Below are 19,952 nucleotides of genomic sequence, written 5' to 3'. Positions count from 1 at the left end.
ATGTCTAAAGCAGAAAAATTAAAAATTGAATATGGACTTATTTTAGCTGCTGGACGAGGCACCCGGCTGGGAGAAATCACAGAGGAAATTCCAAAGGCTCTAGTTGAGATTGAAGCTGGTAAGAAGGTAATTGACTATATTTTAGAGGGTTATGCAGCGGCCGGTCTTAAAAAAGCAGCCATTATTATTGCCTATCAGGGGAAAAAAATTAAAGATTATTTAGGGGAAAGAGCTTACGGTCTGGATTTGATCTATTTTGAACAGGATCTTGATTCCTATGGTACTGCAGCTGCTGTTGAGGCAGCCAGATCATTTTTAGATGATAAATATTTTCTGATGTCTTATGGTGATATTATAACTCAGCCGAAAAACTACCTTAAAATGATTGAGGCCCTGGCTAAGTTAAAAACACCTACTTCGATTATGCTTTTAAACTGGCTGGATCAGATTAAAAAGGGTGGTTTGGTTCAGTTCAAAGCAGCCGCTGAGGATGATTTAAAAGATGAAGCTGGTGATTTTTATCAGGTTCAGACTATTACCGAGAAGCCAGACCTTGAGGGTGGAGGCTGGAACAGTGCCGGTATTTATCTCTTTTCCCCCCAGATTTTTAAATGGATCGACCAGGTTAAACTTTCAGCCAGGGGAGAATATGAGCTGCCGGCAGCTGTTAATCTAATGTTAAAAAACGAGGTTAAATTATATGCTGTTAAAAGCGAGAACTACTGCCAGGATGTTGGTACTCCCGAAGATTTAGAATATCTGCGCTCTAAGCTGCAGGAATAAAATCAAACCTTTAATCCTTAATCGTCCTCTAACCAGGGCGATTTTTAGTTAAGCTTTTGTATAAAAAGGAATTCATCACTTTTTAAAGAATATATTTATTATTAACAGCTTTTCAGCAATATTTGATAGAGGGGGAAGACTTATGCTAACTAAAAAAGTTTCAACAGGGATTAAAGGTTTAGATCAGGTACTTTACGGTGGTTTTATTGCCCAGGACAGTTATCTAGTTAGAGGCCGGGCTGGGACAGGCAAAACAACCATGGGCTTAAACTTTTTAGTCAAAGGAGCGGAAAAAGATGAGAGTGCCCTTTTTATCACCTTATCTGAACCTGAAACTAAAATTAAAAGAAATGCAAAACTGAGGGGGCTGGAGATTGATAATCTTAATTTTTTGGATTTGAGCCCTTCCAGTGATTTTATAAAAAATAATGAAGAATATAATATCTTTCTGGCAGAGGAGGTAGAAAAAGCTCCGATTTTAAATAAAATTTCAGCCAGTATTGAAAAATATAAACCGCAGCGAATCTTTATCGATGGCTTAATTCAGCTGCGCTTTTTATCTACGGATAACTATAACTTCCGCAAAAGTGTGCAGTCACTGATCCAACTGATGAATGAAAATCAGATAACTTCTTTAATAGCCTCTGAACTTGGCAGCGAATCTGATGATGACCTGCAGTTTATCTGTGATGGGGTTATAAACTTGATTTCAGAAGTTGAGGAAAGAAAACTTCATATTTCTAAAATAAGAGGCTCTGATTTTATTAAAGGCTATCACATCTACTGTTTAGACAGGGATAATCTAAAAGTTTATCCTAACTTTAAATCTTTATTGAAACGAGATAAGAGTAAAGAAAGCGATTTCAGTCAGCTTTCCTCTGGGGTTACAGAAATTGACGAACTTCTCCACGGTGGTTTAGAGCGGGGTACCAACACCTTAATTACCGGTCCGACTGGAGTCGGCAAAACATCTCTGGCATTAACCTTTGTTAAAAAAGCGGCAGAGAGAGGAGAGCGTTCAGTTCTTTTTAGTTTTGAGGAAAATAAGGATATTTTACTGCAGCGGACGGAATCGATTAACATTCCAATTGCAGATATGCTGGCTCAGGATCAGCTTAAAATTTACAGCGGGCCTCAAATTAGCAATAACCCGGAAATATTCAGCTACCAGATAAAAGCAGAAGTTGAAAAACATCAAACAGATCTGGTGATGATCGACAGTATTTCCAGTTTTTTAGCCCTTTATAATTCTAAAAATTGGGATAAGACAGCTTTGATTAAGACTTTAAACAATATAAAAAAATATCTACAGCAGCGTAATATAACCATCATCATGATCAATGAGATTTCTAATATTACCGGTGATATAGCAGTTAGTGACAGCAAAAGCAGTTTCTTGGCTGATAATGTAATTTTGCTCCGCTATTTAGAGCTTGAAGGTTCTTTGAAAAGAGCAATTGGAGTTATTAAAAAGCGCTTGAGTAGTTTTGAAATTAAGCTAAGAGACTTCCAAATCAGCTCTGAAGGTTTGAAGGTTGGCCATCCACTTGAAAATCTAAGGGGTATTTTAAGTGGTACACCAGAGAAGCTGAATGTTGGTGAAGATTAATTATGAATGAACAGATTACTTCTCTCAAAATTAATCTTTTGCTTTCAGAACTTCAAAACCTAGATATGATGAAAAAATTGATCAAATCAAAACTGCCGGCAGCTGAGATATCTGAAGACTTTGATTTTGAAGCTGATCTAATTATTATTGATGACCGCTCTTTTGGTGATTACCAAGCAGAGATCCAAAAACTAAAAGAAGCAGCAGATAACTTTATTCCGCTGCTATTTTTAAAGCAGCGAAAAACCCGCTTAAATAAAGTTATCTATCAGTATATAGAGGATATAATTGAGATTCCAGCTTCTAAGAATCTGCTATCTATCAAAATTGATAATCTTCTAAACATCCGCAGATATTGGTTAAAAAAAGACACTCTGGAAAAGAAATATTATAAAATATTTGATAATATTAGTGATTTGATTTTTCTTTTTAGAGCAGATAAAGAATCATTAGAGTTAGAAGAATTTTGTGAAGTTAATCATCAAACTTTAGACAGTTTAGCATATGGTCAGCAGGAATTTCAAAATTTAAGTTTAAAGACTATCCAGAGCAAAATATTTGAGGAAGATGATTTTAAAGAAATTCTAAATCAAATTAAAAATAAAAACGATCTGGAAACTGAGACTATTTTAACTGATTCAAGGGGAGAATCTATAACTGTAGAAGTTAAAGTACAGCAGATAGATGAGGGAAATAAAAAATTATTACTATTTTTATGCAGGGATATTACTGAGGAGAAAAAGAAGGAAGAAGAAATCAAATACCTGCTTTTTCATGATAAATTGACCGGTATTTATAATCGTAGATTTTTCGAAGAAGAGATGCAGCGCTTGGACACCTGCCGTCAGCTGCCGCTAACTGTTATTATGATTGATGTCAATGGTTTAAAACATATCAATGATAATTATGGCCATCAGGCTGGAGATCAACTGCTGCAGAAAACAGCTGATAATTTGAAAGAATCTGTGAGAAAAGAAGATATTGTTGCCCGTTTTGGCGGAGATGAATTTGCTGTACTTTTACCCCAAACCCCACCGTCTAAAGCGGAAGCTGTTGCTGCAAGAATAAAAGAACAGTGTTCACAGACCAAAGTTGAGGGACAGCCTATCTCATTAGGAGTTGGTTATGCAGCAAAAATTAAACCAGAAGAAAAGATCAATGAAATATTTAAGCTAGCTGATGATCGAATGTATGAAGATAAAAGAGGATGTAAGACATGCAGAACTAATGAAACTTAGCTTATTTTATAAAAAAGAAAGACCTGAAAAATAAAGAAAAGAGGAATTCAAACACAATGTTTAAAATACACAATCTAAATAAAATAAATTTAAAACACTATCTTATTCCTTTTTTGATTATTACAGTTGTTTTTCTACTGATTGGTTTCGGAAGTATTAGTTTAATTAGAAACTATGTCTATCAGGATCGAGAAAAGGAGTCGCTGGAAATTGCAAATAGCTATTCTCTCAGTTTAAGTAAGTCAGAACAGGCGGTAGAGCTAACCCGGGATATTTTAAGCGAAAAATTACTTTATGATCTCCAGATGGCAGTTGTTCTTAAAGATCAATACCGCAGTAATTTATCTGAGCTGACAGAATTGCTTAATGTTGATGTTATTTATCTTTATAATAATGATGCAGAAATTATCGATTCTAGTGATGGTAATTTTGTGGGCTGGAGAGCTGGAACAGGACACCCGGTTCGAAAATTTTTAAACAGTGGTCAAGAAGCAGAAGTTGGACCAATTCGAGCAGATACTGAAACTGGTATTTATTATAAATATGCCTATCACAGGGCTGCAGATGAAACTTTTCTGCAGATCGGGCTTGAAGCTGAAAAGATTCAAAGTTTTATTTCATCTTTTGATATTAATAATCTGCTTGCTGAGATTCTCGATAGTTCTGAGAGTACTGAAATTTCTTATTTAAATCAAAACTATCTAATTGAAGCAAGTTCTAACCCAAAGCTTTTAAACCACCAGCTTAAAAATAGAAATTTAATCAATGAACTGGCAGCCGGTAATCACTATGCTACTCCTATTCGAGGTAAAGAAATGAACTATTTTTATACCGTTGTACCGGTTAGTAATAAGACCAAAGGCTATTTAGCAATTAAATATCCTTTAGCTAAAACACAACATATTATTACAAATGTAAAAAGGTTTATCTTTATTATTCTGTTGGTTATTTATATATTTTTCAGCTATACTTTTTATAATCTCTATCAAAAAAACAAAAAACTGCAGCAGAGTCTTTATTTTGACAGCCTTAGTTCTCTGCCCAAAAAAGAATATTTACTTGAGTTGTTAAATGAAAAATTATCTGAAGCTAGAAAAGGAGTTCTCTTTTTAATTGATTTCAAAAATCTTAGTTTGATTAATTTAACTTTTGGCTATAATTATGGTGATCAGTTTATTAAAACAATTGCTGAAAAACTAAAAACGATCGAAAACAGCAGAAGCCAGGTTTTTAGATTTTCAGCAGCAGAATTTGCCTTTTATTTAGAGGGGACAGCTGATAAAGAGGAACTAATTTCTACAGCAAAGAAAATTAACCATCTTTTTGATGAAACAATGCTGATGGGGGAGCTAGATGAAGAATATTTTGAGTTAAATATAGGTATCGAAAAGATTGATCGAAGATATAAAGCTCCAGCAGATATTCTGCGCAATACTACAATTGCTCTGGATTCAGCTAAATCTTCGAACTCATTTTATAGTTTTTTTGATGCCGAGGTGAAAAATGAACTTAAAAAAGATAAAATAATTGAAAAGGAGCTGAAAAAAGCGATTGCAGAAGATGATTTAGATAAAATATACTTAAATTATCAACCTTTTCATAATGCGAAAAATGAGCAGATAGTAGGTTTTGAGGCTCTGGCCCGGATGGAATCAGAAGTTTACGGCAGGATTTCTCCGGCAAGGTTTATTAGAATTGCCGAACAGAAACAGCTGATAATTAAATTGTCAGAGCTGGTTTTAAAAAGAGCAGCTTTATTTTCAAAAGAACTATCGGAAAAAGGTTATAATAATCTAAAAATTTCTGTTAACCTTTCTGTTTTAGATTTAATGCAGGATAATTTTAGTGAAAAAGTTATTCAGATAATTAAAGAAAATGGTGCTCAGCCTTCAAATTTCATCTTAGAGATTACAGAATCTATCTTTCTAGAAAACTTTAAAATCACAAATAATAAATTGAAGGATCTTCAGCAGCATCAGATACAGATTGCTCTTGATGATTTTGGCAAAGGTTATTCCTCATTTTATCGATTTAAGGAATTAAATATTGATATTTTAAAAATAGATAAAGATTTTATTCAGAAGATAACAGCAGCTGAAACTGAGAAGTTAATTACCCCCTCAATAATCGAAATGGGACATAAATTGGAGCTTAAGGTAATAGCAGAAGGAGTAGAAACAGATTTTGAAAAAGAGTTCTTAATTAAAAATAAATGTGATTATCTGCAGGGCTATTTATTGAGTCATCCGGCAGCAAAAAATGATGCTATTAGGATGTTGTTAATGCAAAGTTTATCAAAATATTCATAAAATATTAAAAAAATTAGGTTTTTTTGCAGGAGAAATCAGATTTGTGTTGAATTAATTAATTAGGTTAACTAATAAATGATATAAAAAAGGTGATTATTTGTGAGAAGTTTTAATCAAAAGTCCTATAAACCATTAAATATCAGACATGAGAATATAAAACAATTAATAAAACTGCTTAAAAACTCGGAACGAAAACTTTCAAGAGCAGATATAGCTAGAAAACTTTCATTAAGTACTCCGAGCGTATCATCTATTGTTAATGTTTTAATTGATAGTGAAATAATACTCGAAACTGATGATGAAAGTAAAGCTAACAACGTTGGCCGCAAACCAATATTATTAAAATTAAATGAAAATTGTGGCTATATCTTAGGAGTCTTGATTTCACAGGAAAAAATAAAAATTGTTTTAGCAAATTATATGGGTAAAATAATAGCAGAAGAAGATTTTTACTATCAGGATAGTAAAAGAGAAAGCCTAGATTTATTAATTGAAAGTATAGATAAACAATTAAAAGATTTTAAAATCGACCAGAGTAAACTGCTGAGTATAAGTATTTCTTTTCCAGGTGTATACGACCAAAATAAACAGGAAATTAAATTTGCTCCTCACAGTGGTGGTTGGCAGAACAAGCCAATAATAAAAACTCTAAGTCAGGAATATGATTGCCAAATCAAGATGGAAAACAATGTAAATACAGCTGTACTTGGCGAAAAATGGAAAGGTAAAATAGCTAATAAAAACAATGCAGTATATTTAAAAATTGGAAATGGTGTTGCAGCAGGAATCATAATCAACAAAGAGCTTTACAGAGGTTACAATTGTCTTGCTGGTGAGGTCGGTTTTTCTGTAACGGATTCAGATCAGTTTAATGATAAAATTGTAGATAGTGGTTCATTTGAACAGAGATTTAATACTAACAACCTTATAAAAAAAATACAGCAGCAATTTAATATTACTGCAGGTAGTTTTAATGAAATAAAAAAAGAGTTAGCTTCAAAAAGTGATTTTAATGATTTTATAAACAACATTAATACCAATATTGCCATGCTGTTAATTAATATCTTTAGTATTTTAAATCCTGAAGTAATTGTAATTGGAGGCGAGTACACTGAATTAATAAATGACTATATTAGTGAAATAAAAAGTCGAGTTAAAAAAAGTGTTCCTTTTGCTTCTGATATTTTAGTTTCTGAATTAGGAGAAGAAGTTTATGTTTTAGGATCTATTGCGAATTCTATTCAAGGCCTAGAAAGGCAATTAATTAGAAAATATTTTATGGAGTGATACTTATGCAGATTTATCAAAGTGAATCTAAGGGTTATAAAATGATTTTTTCTAATCAAAGGTGGGGAGTTGGTTATAAGAACTTTAGTCAGGATCAAAGTTTAGTCTGGCAGAAACATTTAGAAAGTGACGAAGGGTTTATACTTTTATCAGGTGAATGCTGCTTAATAACTAAAGACAATGATCAAATTAAGATTAGTTGGTTAGAAAAAGGAAAGTTTTATTTAGTTAAACAGAATGAATGGCATTTTAATTTAATGCTTAATGATGCAGAGATTTTCATAGTTGAAAACAATGATGTTGCTGAGTCAAACACTGAAAATAGAAATTTAAGTGAGCAGGAAATTAACTATTTAAAACAGAATGATAAGATTTCAAACTTATTGAATGAAATTTCTTAATCTTAAAAAAGTGAGGTGTAAAAATTGCTGCAATTATTAAATGCAAAAGTCGTAACCCCTTACCAAATAAAGAAAGCAAATGTTTTGATAGAGGGGAAAAAAATAATTAGAATTGATAATTCAATTAATGAAAAGTCGGAAAAATTAGATTTAAAAGGCAGATATCTTGTTCCAGGTTTTATTGATATTCATCTTCACGGTGGAGGCGGAGCCGACCTAATGGACGGTGATGTAGAGTCAATATTAACAATTGCTGAAAATCATGTAAAATATGGAACCACAGCCTTTTATCCTACAACTTTAACCGCAAAAGATGAAGAACTTTTTAGACTTTTTGATAATTTGAAAATAGCTAAAAAGAAAAATAAAAATGGAGCAAAAATCATGGGTATTCACCTAGAGGGGCCTTATTTGTCTGCAAATCAAAAAGGTGCCCAGGATGAACGATTTTTAAAAGATGCTCAAATTGAACATTATAAAAAAATAATTAATAGTTCTGATGACATTGCTCGCATCACTGCAGCTCCAGAAATAGGTGGGGCTTTAGAATTAGGTTCTTTTTTAAAGTCAAAAGGTATTATAGCTTCAATTGGTCATACCGATGCTGAGTATAAAGACATGTTAAACGCACTTGAACACGGTTATGATTTATTAACCCACTTTTATTCTGGTATGAGCATGTTAAAAAGAGTAAATGGTGAAAGAGTTCTTGGAGCTGTTGAGGCAGGATATTTATTTGATGAGTTTAGTGTAGAGGTTATAGCTGATGGATACCATCTACCACCTGAACTGCTTAAATTAATATACAAAATAAAAGGGCCAAATAGTATTGCCTTAGTTACAGATGCAATGAGAGGTTCAGGTATGCCTGAAGGGAAATCAATTTTAGGAAGTTTAGAAAATGGGATAGAAGTTATTATTGAAGATGGTGTTGCAAAAATGCCAGACCGTCAAGCCTTTGCGGGAAGTGTTGCAACTATGGATAGACTTGTCCGCAATATGATCGATTTAGCTGATGTGCCTTTAATAGAATCTGTAAAAATGGCAACTCTTACTCCGGCTGAGATAATGGGCATCGAAGCCAAAAAAGGTTCAATTTCTCCCGGCAAAGATGCTGATTTAGTTGTTTTAACTAGTGACTTAGAAGTTGAAACTACAATAGTAGAAGGGCAAATTAGATATAAAAAGGAAGATTAATATTTTTTGTTTAATTAGTTAGTTAACCTAATTAATAATAATTATATTGGAGGAGGTGATAGGAAAAACTTGGTTTTTAGATAGTTTATGTGGATTTAGTACTTAATATTAAAAAATTATGGGGGTAAAAAAATGAGAAAATTCTTAGTAATGTTTTTCGTATTCGCTTTATTATTAACTATAGGTCAGTCTGTAATGGCACAGGACACAATTACTCTTAAACTTGCAGAAAATCAGCCAGCTAATAATCCTGTAACAAAAGCTGATATTCGTTTTGCCGAACTAGTTGAAGAAAAAACTAATGGAGAAGTTGTTGTTGATGTACATTATGGTGCTACCTTAGGTCAGGAAGCAGAAAGTATTTCTATGACGCGTACTGGTGTTGTAGCAATGGCTAGGGTTAATGCTGTACCTTTAGCAGAAGTTGTAAGTGATGTTGGAGTATTTAATCTTCCATTTATTTTTAGTGATTATGATCATCTCTGGAATGTTTTAGAAAGTGATGTTGGAGAGGAAATCAAAGGAAAGCTTGAAGATGTAGGTTTAGTTGGTTTAACCTGGTTTGAATCAGGTTTCAGAAGTTTTTATACAACAGAACCTGTTTCAGAACTTAGTGATCTAGAAGGTATGAATATTCGTGTTCAGGAAGCTGAACTACCAATGAAGATGGTTGAACTTTTAGGTGCTAACCCAACACCTATGCCTTATGGTGATGTATATAGTGGTCTGCAGACTGGTGTAATTGATGGTGCTGAAAATGGTTATGTAAGTTATTATACATCAAGTCATTATGAAGTTGCTCCTTATTATGCAGTAGATAATCATTTACATCCACCTGCAATAATAATCATGAATAAAGCTAAATTTGATAGCCTTTCAGAAGAACACCAAACAGCAATTATGGAAGCTGCAGCAGAAGCAAAAGAATTTGAAAAACGTGAAATGAGAGCCTTCCAGGATGAATCAAAGAAAAAAGTGTTAGAAGCAGGAGTTGAAATCACAGAAGTTGATACTTCTGAATTCCAGGAAGCAGTTATGCCTCTCTATGAAGAATATCCAGAATTACAGGGTTATATTGAAAGAATTATGGAACTACAATAATCATTAATTATTGGTATAATCCCCTTTTGAAGGGGGTTATACCACTCTAAATGTGGAGGTAAAGCTATGATTAGAAATTTGTTGAAAACAATATATGAATCAATTTATAAAATAATTACATTTATTTGTGTGGCATCCTTAATGTTCTTAGTAGTGTTGGTTTTTGCTTCGGTTGTAATGCGCTATGTTTTTAGTTCTCCAATTAAAGGTGCACAGGAGTTTTCTATATATCTATTATTATGGTTTGGATTTTTAGGAATTATAAAAGGGCATAGAGATGGAAATCATATAAGTATTTCTTATTTTACAGGTAGATTATCTGAAACTGGTCAAAAAGTTATTAATTTATTTTCAGAATTAATGATTATGTTATTTAGTGCCACAATGTTTTATCAGGGGTTAAAAATTTATGAATATGATATAATAAGCCCTCTACCAGCTACTAATATACCTTCTAGAACATTGGCAGTTTTAATAGTAATTGTAGGTTTTATGCTAGTAATCCAGAGTTTAATTAAAATGTTTTTTATGGTGTTTAGGGAGGGAGAAGTATGGACCCAGCAGTAATGATTTTATTAGGATCATTCTTTGTTTTAATTTTTTTGAATGTACCAATTGCGTTTGCAATGGGTATTTCTTCAGTTTTGACAAGCTATTATTTAGATATACAATTAATTATGGTTTTTCAACGTATGATTTCTGGTTTAAGAACTTTTACTTTTTTGGCTGTACCTTTTTTCATCTTAGTTGGTTTAATAATGGGGAATTCAGGCATATCTGAAAAAATTATAAAATTTGCAAGTATATTTATTGGTAGAATAAAAGGTGGACTGGCAATGGTTAATGTCCTGGCCAGTATGCTTTTTGGAGGTATCTCTGGTTCTTCTTCTGCAGATGTATCTTCAATTGGAGCTCTTTTAATTCCTTTGATGCAGGAAGAAGGTTATGATGACGATTTTTCTGTAGCAGTAACCACAACATCTTCAGTTCAAGGGGTTATCATACCTCCCAGTCAAAACATTATATATTATTCCTTAGCAGCAGGTGGTTTATCTGTTGGTAGACTTTTTATTGCTGGTTATATTCCAGGTATTACTTTAGGAATATTTTTGATGGGTTTGTGCTATATCCTTGCACGAAAAAGAGATTATCCAGCCGGACAGGGTGTTGCTTTAAAGGAAGTTCCAAAAGTAGTTTTTGATTCAATGTTGGGCCTTTTTACAATAATAATTATTATTGGTGGAATAGTTGCAGGAGTATTTACTGCGACAGAGTCAGCTGCAGTTGCTGTAGTTTATGTTTTATTTTTATCTATTTTTGTATATAAGTCTCTAACATTAAAAGAAATTATTAATATTTTTAACAAATCAATCGGAACCCTCTCAATGATCATTGCCATCATAAGTACCTCAAGTGCCTTTGCCTGGCTTTTATCATATTTGAGTGTTCCGCAGTTATTACTTAATACACTTTTGGGGATTACAGAAAATAAGATTATTTTACTTTTATTAATTAACTTATTTTTGCTTTTCCTGGGAATGATAATGGATATGGGAATAATTATTTTGGTCATAACACCAATACTACTTCCAATAGTTGTTCAGCTGGGAATGAATCCGATTCAATTTGGTATAATGATGATGTTAAATCTGGGAATTGGTTTAAATACTCCGCCTGTTGGAACATCCTTATATATAGGATGTGCAATAGCTGATATTAAAATCGAACAGACATTGAAGATTTTGGTGCCATTTTACATAGTTATGGGCGCAGTATTGTTATTAACAACTTTCTGGCCAGAATTCACCTTATATTTACCAGATTTAATTTTTTAAATGAAAAATAATTTTTTGAGGAGGAAATAAAAATGAAAATTAATACTTATAAAGACAAAAAAACCACAAGTAAACATGCAGCAGAGAAAGCTAGAAAAATTTTAATTAATGCTATTGAAGAAGATGGGGAAGCAGTATTTATTATAGCTACAGGTAATTCTCAATTAGATTTTTTAGCAGAGTTAGTTAAATTTGATGATATTGATTGGTCTAAAACCAAGCTGTATCATTTAGATGAATATGTTGGCATAGATGAGACACATAAAGCGAGTTTCAGAAAATATATTAAAGAAAACTTTATTGCTCATGTTGGTGAATTAAAAGAAGTTAATTTAATTAATGGTATGAATGATCCAGCAAAAGAATGTGCTAAATTAAATAAAAAAATAGCAGAAGAAGATAAAGTTCATGCTGCATTTGTAGGAATAGGAGAAAATGGTCATTTAGCTTTTAATGAACCACCTGCAGATTTTGAAGAAGAAGATCCTTTTATTATTGTTGAACTAGATGATGTATCTAGAATGCAGCAGGTTAAAGAGGGTTGGTTTAAAACAATTGAGGATGTACCCCAAAATGCTATTACTATGACAGTTAAGCAGATTATGAAGTCAGATAACATTATCTGTACTGTACCAGGAGCTAGAAAGGCTGAAGCTGTTAAAAATTGTTTGGGTGATGATAATATTTCACCTGATTGCCCATCTTCAATTCTTAAAAGACATGAAAAAACAGCTGTCTTTTTAGATGAGGGTTCAGCTGAATTATTATAATTATGTACAGCTACCGTTCACAAGACCAATTTTTACCAATTTAAACTAAAAAAACAAAGTATCAGATTACTGGATTTTTACTCCCCAGTTTTCTGATACTTTTTTATTTAATCCCTTTTTTGAGATTTCTAACACTTTTTTTAATTTTTAAGTCCGCTTATATTTTTTTTGCTTTTGTCATTTGCAATTTAAAGTTGTATAATAGATAAAAGAAATGAGGAGGGATTATGAAGGTGAAAAAATTAATATTAATAATTATAGTACTTTTCAGCTTAACGGCTGTTTTACCGGCTGGAGCTCAGTCGTTTTCGGATGTTCCAGCAGGTCACTGGTCTTATGAGGCGATAAACAAATTGGTTCAAGCCGGAATTGTTGAAGGTTATCCAGACGGTGAATATAAGGGGAAGCGGAAGATGTCAAGGTATGAGATGGCTGTAATGGTTGGGCGAGCTATAGATACTATTGAAAGCGAAATGGAAGCTATGGATGCAGGTTTAAATATGGCCCAGGCTCAGGATGCAGCTGCCGTTGTCAGAGCCTTGATGGAAAAAAATACTCAGGATGAGCTTTCTAATCAGCAGATTGAAGATGTTGCAGATATTATCGATGCTTTAACATATGAGTTGGCAGATGAACTTAGAACTTTAGGAGTGGAGGTAGGCAACTTAGCTCATGATGTAAAGGATGTAGAAGCTAAGATTGCAGAAATGAACATACCCAAAGACAATATTGAATTTGCGGCAGAGGTCAGGACTTCAGCTGAGATTGCTAACTATGATGCTGAGACTAATAAAGAAATAGCTGCTGCAATGAAGCTCTGGGCTGACAGTAACGTGCTGGACCTGGATTTACCAGTAAATGCTGCCGGTGATGCTGTAGTACCTCAAGCAGGAGAAACGATTAGTGATTATCTGGATCGAATTGATGACTGGAAAGATGCTGATGATCTACCTGCAGAACAGAGATTCTGGCAGGAATATGACTTTCTAATCAGAGGCAGCTTAGGAGCTGCAAGTTTTGATTTGGAATTAGATACAGTTTCTAATGTCTTTAATGATGAGAAGAGTGCCTTTGCTTATGCAGAAACGGATCAGAACTTTTTCAAAATGGATACCGGTCTTTTAACTATCGAAAACAATCAGCCTTTATTTAACAGATTAAGAGCTGGAGATATTGACGATTATCATATAAATAGGTACTTTGTTGACGAAGAAGATACAGAGCTGCTCGAAGTTACAACCAGCTATTTAGATTTAGAATGGACTTTTATGACTGGTGGTTTTGGTCAGGAAAATAACGATGAGCTGTACTTAATTAGGACTGCTAAAGAGTTTGATTCAGCTAAAATCTTTGGGGAAATTAATCAGATGCGTGGTTTAAATCAAATTACTAATTTTGAACTTGGGCTAAGAGATTATTCAATTACAGACAGCTTTAAGGCAGCAGCTCAGGCTGTTTTTAACAGTTCTAAAGCTAAAGATAAAGATGATATTTTCTTCAATTTAAGAGGGGATTATGCTGCAGCTGATGATTTAGACATTTATGCAGTTGTGGATAGTGCAGGTGAAGAATTTACTTCGTATAAAGGTGATTTGGAAGAGGATTATGATTTTGACCTCTTTAAGTTAGGTGCTGACTATCAGATCAATGAAAATAATGAACTGCAGGGCGCCTACTCAATGGTTCAGATTGGAGACCAAATCCAGTCTGATGTAGCTGCCTATAATGATGAAGATAAGAGTATTTTTGAGCTTGCTTTAAATAATAATAGTGGAGCTTTTAAAAATAAACTGGCTTTAGAATATACAGTCAATGATAATTATACTGATAACTATGAGACTAGAGTTATTGAGCTTTGTACAGAATATGCTGTAAGTGAGAAAACTACAGCTGCTGCCGCCTTTATTAACAAAGATGAAAACAATGACGGTAGAAATGTAATTAATTATAACTATTTTAAAGGAAATCTGGGTATGGAACTGGCGGAAAATGTTTGCTGGGAAAATGAAGCAAAATACATCTTAGGTGATGCGGCTGAGGTTGAAGGAGAAAGTTCAGCTTTTACCACTTCCTTAATAGTTAACTTTTAAGTATTAGTGAAGCTTTCGTTTACGGGACCAATTTTTACCAAAAAACCAACAAATAATTACTGCCCTGTTTTATAAGTAGGGCAGTTTTTTTATTATATAGGAAATTATGCTTTTGCAGGAATGTGGATAACCTTGTAGAAAGATAAAAATATTATGAGCCCAAAACAAAGAAGAAATCATATTAAGGTTAAAACAATATTGAATGATCACTGGGAAGAGTTTAAGATTAAACATCTTCCTGGCAGAGTGCCTGCTGATATGTTAAACCATGTAATTGATCAGGTAGAAAAATCAATGAAATGTGGTAACCCAGAAAATGGTTATGCTAAGTATAAATGCTTAGATTGTGGTCAAGAACATATTGTCAGCTTCAGCTGCAAAAGTAGATTCTGCTCCAGATGTGGTAAAGTCTATGTAGATAAATGGGTAGACAAACAGGTTGACATGATCTTAGATGTCAGCCACAGACATATGGTGTTTACAGTTCCTGAAGAGTTAAGAGGATATATTTACTGGCAGAGAGATATCATAAAAGAATTAAGTGATAAGGTAGCAGAATTAATTCAAAGATACATAGATGAAAAAGGTAAAATTCATGAATATGAAGCTGGAATAATAACAGTAGTCCATACCTTCGGGCGTGACATGAGTTTTAATCCACATGTGCATGCATTGATAGCAGAAGGCGCATTAGATAAATATAATCAGTGGAGTAAAGTAGGATATTTTTCCTACAAATATTTAAGAAAAGCCTGGCAGAAAGTGCTTTTAGATATCTTTAAAGAAAGATTTTCAGATAATCAAAAAGTACAAAATCTGATTAAATATTTCTATAGAAGATACAGAGAAGGCTTTTATGTTAATGCAGAAAGCAGAATGAATAGTGCTCGAGGAGCAGCAAAATATATAGGAAGATATTTGGCCAGACCAGCTATTGCAGAATATAGAATTTTAGAGTATGATGGGAAAAAGGTAAAGTTCTGGTATGAAGATCATAAAACAAAAAAGAGAGTGGAATTAGAGTTATCAGCGATGAAATTTATTGGCAGGATAATAATGCATATACCCCCAAAATATTTTAAGATGACCAGAAGATATGGACTCTACAGAAGAGGCTATAAAAAAAGAGTAAAAAAGATAGTAGCTCTCTGGAAGTACATGAAAAGAAGACAGTTGAGATTAATCATGCAGTATAAAGTTACTAGATCACTAAGCTGGAGAGAAAGAATGATAAAAAGTTTTGGTAAAGATCCAGTCAGGTGTAAAAAGTGTGGTAAAGAGATGGTCTTGTATGAGATCTGGCATCCATTATATGATTTTCTATATCATATAGAACATACCGATGATAGTGGAAGATACATTAAAAGCAATAGTTGGGAGGTTGATCCAAGATATGAAAGAAAAAAATTGGCAAGAAAATATGGAGATCCCATTCCATACCCCGGAAGACACAGACAAAGAGTGGTATAAATACGAATGTCCTAAGTGTGGGGAAGAAGATGAAGTCCCAGGCTATGTGATAGATGAGTTTGCAATGGGAAAAGATTTGAAAGAAGGAGAAATGCCAGGAGTGGCATGTCCTGAATGTGGTGCGGAAATGAAGTTTAAATACACATTTGAAAAATAAACCCCTACTAAAGAAATATTAATTAACTTCTATAGTAGGGTGGCCGTCAGGCCATTTTGTTCTGCTAAAATATTTTGACAATTAAAATAATATATGTCAGACTATCATTAAGGCAGTTTTAAAAAAGCAAAATTTAACCAGTATATGCAGACTGTAAGGAGGATAAAATGAAATTAGAATTAGAGAGAGAAAAGATAATTAAATATGGAAGAAAACTTGTGGAAAGTGGACTGACAAAGGGTACAGGAGGAAATTTAAGTATTTATAATCCTGAAGAAGAACTGATGGCAATTAGTCCCAGTGGTATCGATTACTTTGATATAAGGCTAGATGACATTGTGGTAATGGATCTTGATGGAAATGTTGTTGAAGGTGATAAAAAACCTTCTAGTGAATATGCGATGCACAAAATATTTTATGAAAAAAGGGACGATATTTTTTCAGTAGTGCACTGTCATTCTATTTATTCCACGACTATTTCTATTTTGCGGGAAGATTTACCTGCTTCTCATTATATGATTGCCCTGGCAGGAAACAATGTTAGGTGTGCTGAATATGCAACTTATGGAACAAAACAGCTTGCCTTAAACGCCTTTGAAGCTATGAAAGACAGATATGGAGTTCTGCTAGCAAATCATGGTTTACTTACAGGTGCAGACTGCATAGAAAATGCATTTAATACTGCTGAGGAACTGGAATATGTAGCAGAAACATACTATAGAGCACGTTCAATAGGTGAACCAGTTATTCTTCCTGATCAAGAAATGGAAGTAATGAAAGAACGGTTTAAAACTTATGGTCAGGCTAGATAGTTAGTAGAGATTTAAAAAGAATCAAATGAGATGGCAAATGAAAAACGGCTAGGTCTCCTTAATGAAAAGGGGCCTATGCCGTTTTTTGGATATAAAAAATATATTTTGAAGGTGTGCAGACAATTTTGTAGAAATAAAAAAGTAATATGGCAGCATTAATTATTTTAAAAAATAGAATGGAGTAAAAATTATTTATTATGATCAATTTATATAATTTAGAATAAAACATTAGGGGGAATAATAATGACCAAAAGTATTGTGCCTGCAAAATTGAATCAGAGTAAGGATAAATTAGTATTGTTAGATCAAACTTTATTACCGGAAGAGGAAAAGTATTTAGAACTTGATACAAAAGAGGAGATCTGGGAAGCAATTAAAAAATTAAGGGTAAGGGGTGCTCCTGCTATTGGAATCGCCGCCGCTTATGGTCTTTATGTTTGTGTAAACAAAGTAGAAACAGAATCTGTCGCAGAACTTGAAAAAGTATTAAAAGATGTTAGTGACTATTTAGCTACTTCCAGACCAACAGCTGTTAATCTATTTTGGGCCTTAAAAAGAATGGAAAAAAGATTTGAATTTGAAAAAGAAAATTCTAAAACTGCAGCTGAAATGAAAAAAGCATTATTAGCAGAAAGCAATCAAATATTTGCAGAAGATCAAGAAATGGATATTGCAATAGGAGAACATGCTTTAACACTTTTAGAACCCGGCATGAGGCTTTTAACTCACTGTAATGCTGGAGGACTTGCAACATCTGGCTATGGGACAGCTGAAGCACCAATGTACTTGGGTTATGACCAGGGTTATAATTTTAAAATTTACGCTGACGAGACAAGGCCACTTCTGCAGGGTTCCAGAATTACTGCATTTGAATTACATCAAGCAGGACTAGATGTTACAGTTATTACAGATAATATGGCAGCTCAGGTAATGAAAGAGGGCAAAATAGATGCAGTTTTGGTTGGCTCAGATAGGATAGCAGCTAATGGGGATGCGGCAAATAAAATTGGCACCCTGGGAGTTGCAATTTTAGCTAAAGAATATGGGATTCCAGTGTACTTTTTAGCACCTACTTCTACAATTGACCTGGAAACAGAAACTGGAGATGATATTGAAATTGAATTAAGAGATCCCGAAGAAATTAAAAATGGTTTTGGACGACGAACAGCTCCAAAGGAAGTTAAAGCTTATAATCCAGCCTTTGATGTTACCCCAACTAAGTACATTTCAGCAATAATAACTGAGAAAGGGATTATTAAAGCTCCTTTTAAAGAAAATATAGAAAAATTATTCGATAATTAAATAGCTGTTTTTAAAACCTTAAGATAATTCAAATCTAAGTAATTTTTTTGGAAATTAATTTTTGAATTTAATTTGTTTGACTTCCGAACTAATATAAACTATAATAAAATTAATAGAATATTATTTTTAAATAAAATATTCAGAAAATAAACAATATTAGAAATTCAGCTCTCTAATAATAATTAATAAAGAAGGGACGATTATGGTTAGAATAGATAGTAAAAAGATTTTTGGTTGGTCTGGTCCGGCAGCTGGAGCAGCTATCTTTCGAATAATTAAAAATATAGGTCCGCTTTCCAGAACAGACATTGTAAAAAAGACTGGGTTGTCAAAATCAACAGTAAGTGTGCATACCAAAAAGCTTTTAGAGATGGGCTTAATTACCGAAGCTGAAATAGAAAATAAGTCTGTTGGCAGTGTCGGCAGAAACAGGCAGCTGCTGAAATTTGCTAAAAATAATGGCTTTATAATTGCTGTTGATCTGGGAGCAACCAGTCTAAATGTTGGACTCTGCAATTTAGATGCTGAGATAATTGATCTGCGTTCTAAGAAAATTTTAGTTAATAATGGTCCTAAAATTATCATGGAAGAAATAGATCTTTTTATTGAAGATCTTTTAAAATCAAATCAGCTGGCAGCAAAAAAAATTTTTGGTATAGGGATGGGAGTTCCCGGGCCAGTTGAATTTTCCAAAGGACTTCCGGTTTCACCACCTATTATGCCGGGCTGGCATCTTTATCCTTTAAAAAAGGTACTGCAGGAAAAGTACAGCTGTCCTGCTTTTATTGATAATGATGTTAATGTAATGGCAGCTGGTGAAAAACATGCTGGTCTGGCTCAAGCTGTTCCCAATTTTATATTTATTAAAATTGGTACAGGCATTGGTGCCGGCATTATTTGTGAAGATGAATTATATCGAGGTTCAAAAGGTTGTGCAGGGGACATCGGTCATATAGCTGTAGAAGGAGAGGAAGAATTGTGTCCATGTGGAAATCGAGGCTGTTTAGAGGTAGTAGCAGCTGGACCTGCAATCGCCAGAAAAGCAGAACAAGCAGCTAAAAATAATAAAAGTGATCTTCTGTTGTCAATTCTAGAAGAAAAAGGTGAACTGACAGCTAAAGATGTCGGACAGGCGGTTAAAAAAAATGACAGAGCAGCAGTCGAAATCGTTAAAAATAGCGGTCAAAAAATAGGTCAGGTAGTATCCCGCCTGGTTAATTTTTATAATCCTTCTTTAATAATTATTGGTGGAGGAGTTGCTAAAATCGGGAATTATTTAATTTCTGCGATTAAAGAAGAAGTGCTGCGCCGATCAACTTCACTGGCAGTTCAGGATTTAGAAATAGAGTTATCTCAAAAAAATGATCAGGTTGCAGTTATCGGAGCTGCCGCCATGGCAGTTAATGAAATATATTCGCATGATAATGTAACAGAAATGGTTTATTTAGACAGCAGTAGTGACTAATATCTTAGACTTTTTTCAGAATTTATAAGAGAGGTGATTTTAGTGTAAAAAGACCATATTTGGGCCAGCTTAGAAGTTGTTTTGGAAGCCAACTGCTGATAATAAAAAGTCCAGTTTGAATTGTTA

General features: G+C 33.5%; 17 protein-coding genes. All 17 read left to right on the top strand.

The features are described 5' to 3' along the window. Positions 1 to 783 (top strand): nucleotidyltransferase family protein, encoded by a 783-nt coding sequence (locus tag ACZ446_RS11755; protein WP_464392743.1) that lies wholly within the window; start codon positions 1 to 3, stop codon positions 781 to 783. A 142-nt stretch (positions 784 to 925) separates the two neighbouring features. Continuing rightward, entirely contained in the window at positions 926 to 2,392 is a 1,467-nt protein-coding gene (locus tag ACZ446_RS11750; RefSeq protein ID WP_464392742.1) for an ATPase domain-containing protein, read from the top strand. A 2-nt stretch (positions 2,393 to 2,394) separates the two neighbouring features. After that, positions 2,395 to 3,630: a GGDEF domain-containing protein gene (locus ACZ446_RS11745; protein ID WP_464392741.1), complete on the top strand. Its 1,236-nt coding sequence runs from the start codon at positions 2,395 to 2,397 to the stop codon at positions 3,628 to 3,630. Positions 3,631 to 3,686: 56 nt separating this feature from the next. Further along, positions 3,687 to 5,939 (top strand): putative bifunctional diguanylate cyclase/phosphodiesterase, encoded by a 2,253-nt coding sequence (locus ACZ446_RS11740; protein ID WP_464392740.1) that lies wholly within the window; start codon positions 3,687 to 3,689, stop codon positions 5,937 to 5,939. 99 nt (positions 5,940 to 6,038) lie between these two features. Continuing rightward, entirely contained in the window at positions 6,039 to 7,226 is a 1,188-nt protein-coding gene (locus tag ACZ446_RS11735) for an ROK family protein (RefSeq protein ID WP_464392739.1), read from the top strand. Positions 7,227 to 7,231: 5 nt separating this feature from the next. Next, positions 7,232 to 7,627 (top strand): hypothetical protein, encoded by a 396-nt coding sequence (locus tag ACZ446_RS11730; RefSeq protein ID WP_464392738.1) that lies wholly within the window; start codon positions 7,232 to 7,234, stop codon positions 7,625 to 7,627. A gap of 24 nt (positions 7,628 to 7,651) precedes the next feature. After that, on the top strand, positions 7,652 to 8,824 hold the full coding sequence (gene nagA / locus ACZ446_RS11725) for an N-acetylglucosamine-6-phosphate deacetylase (RefSeq protein WP_464392737.1): 1,173 nt from the start codon (positions 7,652 to 7,654) through the stop codon (positions 8,822 to 8,824). A gap of 132 nt (positions 8,825 to 8,956) precedes the next feature. Continuing rightward, positions 8,957 to 9,925: a TRAP transporter substrate-binding protein gene (locus ACZ446_RS11720; RefSeq protein WP_464392736.1), complete on the top strand. Its 969-nt coding sequence runs from the start codon at positions 8,957 to 8,959 to the stop codon at positions 9,923 to 9,925. Positions 9,926 to 9,991: 66 nt separating this feature from the next. Continuing rightward, entirely contained in the window at positions 9,992 to 10,492 is a 501-nt protein-coding gene (locus ACZ446_RS11715) for a TRAP transporter small permease (protein WP_464392735.1), read from the top strand. Next, a complete protein-coding gene (locus ACZ446_RS11710; RefSeq protein WP_464392734.1) occupies positions 10,477 to 11,760 on the top strand; it encodes a TRAP transporter large permease in 1,284 nt (427 codons plus the stop codon). The genes ACZ446_RS11715 and ACZ446_RS11710 overlap by 16 nt, the downstream gene beginning before the upstream one ends. Positions 11,761 to 11,792: 32 nt before the next feature. Continuing rightward, entirely contained in the window at positions 11,793 to 12,530 is a 738-nt protein-coding gene (locus ACZ446_RS11705; RefSeq protein ID WP_464392733.1) for a glucosamine-6-phosphate deaminase, read from the top strand. Positions 12,531 to 12,757: 227 nt separating this feature from the next. Next, positions 12,758 to 14,620: an S-layer homology domain-containing protein gene (locus ACZ446_RS11700; protein WP_464392732.1), complete on the top strand. Its 1,863-nt coding sequence runs from the start codon at positions 12,758 to 12,760 to the stop codon at positions 14,618 to 14,620. A 153-nt stretch (positions 14,621 to 14,773) separates the two neighbouring features. Further along, positions 14,774 to 16,090, top strand: a complete 1,317-nt coding sequence (locus ACZ446_RS11695) for an IS91 family transposase (protein WP_464392731.1) — start codon at positions 14,774 to 14,776, stop codon at positions 16,088 to 16,090. Continuing rightward, entirely contained in the window at positions 16,014 to 16,247 is a 234-nt protein-coding gene (locus ACZ446_RS11690; RefSeq protein ID WP_464392730.1) for a hypothetical protein, read from the top strand. Before ACZ446_RS11695 ends, ACZ446_RS11690 begins: the two co-directional genes overlap by 77 nt. 167 nt (positions 16,248 to 16,414) lie before the next feature. Next, entirely contained in the window at positions 16,415 to 17,059 is a 645-nt protein-coding gene (locus ACZ446_RS11685; RefSeq protein ID WP_464392729.1) for an L-fuculose-phosphate aldolase, read from the top strand. 243 nt (positions 17,060 to 17,302) lie between these two features. Continuing rightward, on the top strand, positions 17,303 to 18,361 hold the full coding sequence (gene mtnA / locus ACZ446_RS11680; protein ID WP_464392728.1) for an S-methyl-5-thioribose-1-phosphate isomerase: 1,059 nt from the start codon (positions 17,303 to 17,305) through the stop codon (positions 18,359 to 18,361). A gap of 202 nt (positions 18,362 to 18,563) precedes the next feature. After that, positions 18,564 to 19,826 (top strand): ROK family transcriptional regulator, encoded by a 1,263-nt coding sequence (locus tag ACZ446_RS11675; RefSeq protein WP_464392727.1) that lies wholly within the window; start codon positions 18,564 to 18,566, stop codon positions 19,824 to 19,826. Positions 19,827 to 19,952 lie beyond the last annotated feature (126 nt).

Source organism: Halanaerobium sehlinense (assembly GCF_055379485.1).
The sequence above is the reverse complement of the archived record's forward strand: the minus strand, read 5'-3'. Positions and strand labels throughout refer to the sequence as shown.